This window comes from Pseudomonas sp. GW821-FHT07G10, from assembly GCF_059418545.1.
Genome location: NZ_JBWKQB010000058.1, coordinates 1 through 6,140, shown reverse-complemented (window position 1 = coordinate 6,140; position 6,140 = coordinate 1). Strand labels below are relative to the sequence as shown.

Sequence of the window (6,140 nt, the reverse complement as noted above, 5' to 3'; positions counted from 1 at the left end):
GGCGAGGAACAGCAACGCAGGATATGGGCTGCTGGCGCCGAAGTTGACTAACAGAACTAGCCACACAGGCCACTAGTCAACGCCCCTGACCGGAGACTTCTGTGTTCGCAAACCTGTTGATCATCCTCGCCTCGTCACTGGTGGTGATTGCACTGTTCCGGCGCCTGCAACTGCCACCGGTGTTGGGCTATCTGTGCGTCGGCCTGCTGGTGGGGCCAACTGCATTCGGCTGGGTGAATGACAGCGAAGAGTTACCGGACCTGGCCGAGCTGGGCGTGGTCTTCCTGCTTTTTTCACTGGGGCTTGAATTCTCCCTGTCTAAAATGCTCGCGTTACGTCGCGTGGTCTTCGGACTGGGCAGCCTACAGGTGCTGGTTACAGGCGTACTGCTGGGCGGCGTGTTGTTGCTGTCCGGAGTGCCGACTACCTCAGCCTTGTTACTCGGGGCCGGCCTGGCACTGTCTTCGACCGCCATCGTCAGCAAAGAATTGACCGGTCTGGGCGAGATCTTCAGCAGCCACGGCCAGAATGCAATCGGCGTGCTGTTGTTCCAGGATGTGGTCGCGGTGCTCTTGCTGACACTGGTTCCAGTGTTTGCCGGCAGCAGTGATCAGGCCTGGTATTGGGCGCTGCCGACCACCCTGGGGAAAACTGTCGTGCTGTTTGTCGGCCTGCTTTTGGCCAGTCGCTGGTTGCTGCCACGGCTGTTCCATGAAGTCGCCGCGTCCCATTCCGCCGAGTTGTTCGTGCTGCTGGCATTGGTCATCGTGCTACTGACCGCCTGGTTGACTCATCTGCTGGGGCTCTCTCCTGCCCTGGGTGCCTTTCTAGCCGGCATGCTGCTGGGGGAAAGCCATTACCGGCATCAGATCGAAGCCGATATCCGGCCGTTCCGCGATATTTTGCTGGGATTGTTCTTCGTCAGTATCGGCATGTTGATCGACCTGCAGTTATTCGCCAGCCACGGTGTATATATCCTGGGTCTGACGCTGGCGCTGTTGCTGATCAAGGGCGCCGTGGTGGCGGCTCTGGTCAAATGGCGTGGTAGCGACGGCGAAACAGCCTGGCGTAGCGGACTGGCACTGGCTCAAGGCGGCGAATTCTGTTTTGCGCTAATAGCGCAGATGCAACAGAGCAATTTGATGCCCACCGACATGAGTGGTCCTCTGCTGGCGGCAACCTTCTGTTCGATGCTGTTGACGCCGCTGCTATTGCGCGCAGCCCCAGGCATCGCTGCCCGCTTGCATCGCAAACCCAATGAGGAGGCGAAACTGGAAGAAATCACTGAGCTGAATGCCGGGTTGCACGGGCATGTGGTGATCTGCGGTTATGGTCGTGTGGGCCAGTCCATCGGCCGCTTTCTGCGGCGCGAACAACAGCGATTCATCGCGCTCGATGACGACCCGGTGCGAGTCCAGGAAGCCGCGGCCGGTGAAAGTTGCGTGCACTATGGCGACTCACGTCGCGGCGAGTTGCTCGCGGCGGTCGGACTCGAGCGGGCACGGTTGCTGGTGATTGCCGTGGACAAGACTGACATCGCCTTGATCGTGCTCAAGGAAGCCCGCCGAATCAACGGTGACGTTCCGATTCTGGTTCGAACCCGGGATGACAGCCAATTGGCTGAGTTGAAAGCCGCAGGCGCCAACGAGGTTGTCCCGGAGTTGCTCGAGTCAAGCCTGATGCTGGCCTCTCATGCGCTGATCATGCTCGGATTACCCGAACAACAGGTCCAGGCCAACGTCGACGAAGTCCGGCACAACCGCTATCGCCTTCTGCATGGTTTTTATCACGGCGCGCAGAGCAACCTGCTGGACAACCGGGGGCAGCCCAAGGTGTTGATGCATGCGGTCAATCTCGGTACCGGCGCCCATGCCTGCGGCTTGCCGCTGAACGATCTGGCGCTGGAGCAGCTGGGTGTGGACGTGCAGGCCGTGCAGCGCGGTGGCAACGAACTGGCAACTGACGCTGTCACCCACCTGCAGGCAGGTGACACGGTACTGATGTCCGGCACCTTGTCAGCCCTCGAGGCCTGTGAAGCGCGATTGCTGGGCGGGTAATAAAGCGGATGGAAGGGAAGCACAAGGCCTGTAGGAGCCGAGCTTGCTCGCGATGCAGGCGGCGCGGTGCATCAGGCAAGCCTCGCCATCGTTCATCGCGAGCAAGCTCGGCTCCTACAGGTAAAGCAATTTCAGATTCGCACAATCAATCCAGGCTCACTGCGCCGATCTTGTGCACGGACAAATCAGCCCCGTAATACTCCTCTTCCTGGCTCAACCGCAGACCATGGAAATACTTGATCGCGCCATACACCACAAAGCCCCCGGCAAAGGCGATGACGATACCCACAGAGGTTCCAATCAACTGGCTGATCAAACTGACTCCGCCCAGACCTCCCAAAGCGCTCTGACCGAAAATTCCGCAAGCAATCCCGCCCCAGACGCCGCAAAGCCCATGCAACGGCCAGACACCCAACACATCATCAATCTTCCATTTCCCTTGCGCGGCGGTGAAGCACCACACGAACAAAGCCCCGGCAATGGCGCCGGTTACCAGTGCGCCGACCGGGTGCATCAAGTCGGAACCTGCGCAAATCGCCACCAGCCCGGCCAATGGGCCGTTATGCAGGAAGCCCGGGTCATTGCGACCGACGATCAGAGCCGCCACGGTGCCACCGACCATCGCCATCAACGAGTTGACCGCGACCAGGCCACTGAGCCCTTGCAGCGTTTGCGCACTCATCACGTTGAAGCCGAACCAGCCGACAATCAGGATCCACGACCCCAACGCCAGAAACGGAATGCTCGACGGTGCGAAGGCCACCAATCGTCCATCGCGGTAACGGCCCTGCCGCGGCCCCAGCAACAGTACCGCCGCAAGCGCCAGCCAACCGCCCATGGCGTGCACCACCACCGATCCTGCGAAGTCATGGAAACTCGCGCCAAAGCGCGCCAGCAACCAGGCTTGCAGACCAAAATTGCCGTTCCACACCAAGCCTTCAAAGAAAGGATAAATGAACGCCACGATCAGCGCCGTCGCACAGAGCTGCGGGGCAAATCTGGCTCGCTCGGCAATCCCCCCGGAGATGATCGCCGGAATCGCTGCAGCAAAGGTCAGCAGAAAGAAGAATTTCACCAGCCCATAGCCATGATCGGCACTGATCACCGCCGCTGGCTGCATGAAACTGACGCCGTAGGAAATCCAATAGCCTATAAAGAAGTAGGCCAAGGTCGAAATGGCGAAATCGCTGAGTATCTTCGATAGCGCATTGACCTGGTTTTTTTGCCTGACCGTGCCCACTTCCAGAAAGGCGAAACCGGCATGCATGGCCAGGACCATGACCGCGCCCATCAGAATGAACAGCGTATTGGAGCTATGGACCAGACTGTCCACAGCACTTTGCAAATTTTCCATGGAGATGGCAGACCTGAATGCAGGAAAAAGCACCAAAGCAGTTCAAGAACTCCTTTTGCGCACCAAATTGGCACCCGCCTTGGCAACGGCTTTTGTATGGGTGAACCGCTTTGGCGCAGGAATTGCGAACAGGCAATCGCCGCTAGGGGTTTTTCGCGGGTTTTAATTATTTAGGTTAAGGTTTTCATGGCTCGCGCCACATTTACGCCCAGCTTCAGCGCAACATCGCTCGCCTGCGCACCATGACAAAGCAAAAGCTGTACCAGGCAATTGCGCTGAACCTTCCGGCAAGCCTCATACTCGAAACATTCAGAAGCCACCTACGGAGATAACCATGGCCAGCAAAACAGCAAAGACTGCTCAAGAAATACTGATGGCGGATTTTCAAACGCTGGTCAATGACACCGAGAGGTTGCTGGAGCACACCGCGACACTGGCCGGTGATCAAGCTGATGAACTGCGCAGCCAGATCCACGACAGTCTGTTGCGCGCCCGCGAAACCCTGCAACTGACCGAAGACTCCCTGCGCGAACGCAGCAAAGCAGCGGTCACCGCCACCGAAGACTACGTACAGGCCAACCCATGGCAGTCGGTGGGAATTGCCGCCGGGGTAGGCTTTCTGATCGGCCTGCTGGCGACGCGGCGCTAATATGCCTATTGACGAATCCGGCTCGTCCGCAACGGGCCCAAGCACCTCATCCCGGCGCTTGGGTGCCGCTTTCCTGGGTTTGTTGCACAGCCATGTCGAGTTGTTCGGTATCGAGTTGCAAGAGCAAAAATCACGGACCGTAAGCCTGTTGTTGTTCGCAGGTCTGGCACTGGTTTTTGCCTTGCTGTTATTGGTTGGGCTCTCGGTATTGGTATTGATCCTGCTCTGGGACACTTATCGCCTGGCCGCAATTATCGGCCTGTGTGTCTTCTATACGCTCGCCGCACTCTTTTGCGCGCTGCGTATGAAAGCGGCAATCTTCGACGAGTCATCACCCTTCAGTGCCACGCTTGAAGAGTTGGCCAACGACAGGGAGCGCCTGCTGCCATGAGCCTGCCTGAGAGACCCCAACTCCATACCCGGCACGAGATGCGCAAGGCCTTGATCCGGTTGCGCATGGAAATGCATCGCCAGGAAATCCGCCATGAATCCCAGAACCTGCTGCGACCCTTACAGCGTGTGCGCGGGATGACACAAAACATGAAGGACGGCTTCGGCATCAAGCACGCGCCGCTCTGGGGCGTTGCCGCAGTGACCTTGCTGGGGTTTCTGACCGGCAAAGGCGCCAAGGGCAGTGGCATCAGCAGCCTCACCCGGCTGGTCAGTCTCGGCACCAGCCTGTTGCCGCTGATCAAGCTGGCGATGCAAGGCTCCTCTGGCAAAAGCTAGTCTGGCTGCATTCTTGCAAAGCTCATGGATCGGACCTCTTTATCGCGGGGTCTGGTCCTGCCTGTCTACCCGATAGCCGAGGCACATCCCCAACAAGACCTTACTAAGGAGGCTCTGTGATCGACGGGCAACCGCTTGCCTGCTTTCAGCCATTCATCGACACCGCAACCGGTCGCATTGCCGGAGTCGAAGCCCTGGGCCGCCTGCGTCAGGCCGATGGTCAATTGACCTCGGTCGGGCCGTTGTTTGCAGATCCGCGAACACCTTCTGCCTCGTTACGACGCCTTGATCGCCTGGTCCGCGACAACGCTTTGAGTCGCCTGCATGAGGCCCCTCAAGACTGGTTCCTGAGCCTGAATATGTCACCTCGCTGGATCAGCCGCTTACGCTCTGGCCAGGCGCTGCCGAGCCTCAAACAATTGCAGCGGCACGGCGTTGATCCTCGACGCATCGTATTCGAGATCACTGAACTGGGCGGAAACGTCCAGCGTTTGTCTGAGGTTGTGGAGCGTTATCGACAGGCAGGTGCGCGCATCGCGATCGATGATTTCGGTGCCGGTTATTCTCAGCTGGATCGTGTACTGGCGTTACAACCAGACATTCTCAAACTGGATATGCGCTTGTTCCAGGCTGCGGCTCGCGGCGGGCCCAGCAGTGATGTAGTCAAAGCGCTGGCGCAGATGGCAGAAAAAACCGGGTGCTGGATCATCGCTGAAGGTGTGGAAACCGAGGCCGAACTGAATTTTGCCCTGGAATGCGGATCACGCTATGTCCAGGGCTATCTGTTCGCCAAAGCCGAGGTCGGGCTCTTCCCCACCGATGCGTTCGTCGAACGCTTTGCCCGACTGCGCGAACGTTATGTTCAACAAAAACTGACCGAGCGTGCCCGCTTGATGGTGATGCGCCAACAGCTCGGCGAACTGATGGGCATTCTGCAAGCATGGGCACAGGCTCAAGCGCCACTCAGCCAACTACCCCAACTGCACGCCTTCCCATGGTTGCTGCGCTTTTATCAATGTGACCGCCATGGCACGCAACTCACCCCCAATCTTGAATGGCGCAACAATGCCTGGCAGGCAGACAGCAGTTACCTGGGCCACAACTGGTCCTGGCGGCCGTACTTCTATCACTTGCTGGCAGAGGGCTGGGACGAACGCCGACTGACGCTGTCCAACACCTACCGCGACGCCACCAGCAACCAGTATTGCCTCACCGCCGGCCAATTCTTCGACAACGGTCAGCGCTTACTGCTGATCGATATTGACGCGCTGGGGCTCTAGTGGCCTGTGTGGCTAGTTCTGTTAGTCAACTTCGGCGCCAGCAGCCCATATCCTGCGTTGCTGTTCCTCGC

General features: G+C 58.6%; 6 protein-coding genes. 5 read left to right on the top strand and 1 reads right to left on the bottom strand.

All coding sequences use genetic code 11. The features are described from left to right. Nucleotides 1–101: 101 nt before the first annotated feature. A complete protein-coding gene (locus AC07O1_RS30230) occupies nt 102–2,057 on the top strand; it encodes a monovalent cation:proton antiporter family protein (RefSeq protein ID WP_495091175.1) in 1,956 nt (651 codons plus the stop codon). Between the two features lie 145 nt (nt 2,058–2,202). On the opposite strand, the gene AC07O1_RS30225 is transcribed toward AC07O1_RS30230, so the two are convergent. Further along, complete coding sequence (locus AC07O1_RS30225; RefSeq protein ID WP_495091174.1) at nt 2,203–3,411, bottom strand: ammonium transporter; 1,209 nt, start codon at nt 3,409–3,411, stop codon at nt 2,203–2,205. Nucleotides 3,412–3,745: 334 nt separating this feature from the next. On the opposite strand from AC07O1_RS30225, the gene AC07O1_RS30220 reads away from it, so the two are divergent. The 4 genes from AC07O1_RS30220 (at nt 3,746) to AC07O1_RS30205 (ending at nt 6,069) form a co-directional block, all read left to right on the top strand. After that, nucleotides 3,746–4,060, top strand: a complete 315-nt coding sequence (locus AC07O1_RS30220) for an ElaB/YgaM/YqjD family protein (protein ID WP_419116508.1) — start codon at nt 3,746–3,748, stop codon at nt 4,058–4,060. Between the two features lies 1 nt (nt 4,061). Next, on the top strand, nt 4,062–4,451 hold the full coding sequence (locus tag AC07O1_RS30215) for a phage holin family protein (RefSeq protein WP_494992444.1): 390 nt from the start codon (nt 4,062–4,064) through the stop codon (nt 4,449–4,451). Then, nucleotides 4,448–4,789, top strand: a complete 342-nt coding sequence (locus AC07O1_RS30210) for a hypothetical protein (protein WP_495091173.1) — start codon at nt 4,448–4,450, stop codon at nt 4,787–4,789. Before AC07O1_RS30215 ends, AC07O1_RS30210 begins: the two co-directional genes overlap by 4 nt. A 116-nt stretch (nt 4,790–4,905) precedes the next feature. After that, nucleotides 4,906–6,069 carry an EAL domain-containing protein gene (locus AC07O1_RS30205; protein ID WP_494992446.1) on the top strand — a complete coding sequence of 388 codons (1,164 nt, stop codon included), beginning with the start codon at nt 4,906–4,908 and terminating at the stop codon, nt 6,067–6,069. Nucleotides 6,070–6,140: the final 71 nt, after the last annotated feature.

What these genes read in the sequence shown, in the direction of transcription:
- AC07O1_RS30215 (WP_494992444.1), top strand. Translation starts at nt 4,062, where the DNA reads ATGCCTATTGACGAATCCGGCTCGTCCGCAACGGGCCCAAGCACCTCA.
- AC07O1_RS30220 (WP_419116508.1), top strand. Translation starts at nt 3,746, where the DNA reads ATGGCCAGCAAAACAGCAAAGACTGCTCAAGAAATACTGATGGCGGAT.
- AC07O1_RS30210 (WP_495091173.1), top strand. Translation starts at nt 4,448, where the DNA reads ATGAGCCTGCCTGAGAGACCCCAACTCCATACCCGGCACGAGATGCGC.
- AC07O1_RS30225 (WP_495091174.1), bottom strand. Translation starts at nt 3,411, where the DNA reads ATGGAAAATTTGCAAAGTGCTGTGGACAGTCTGGTCCATAGCTCCAAT.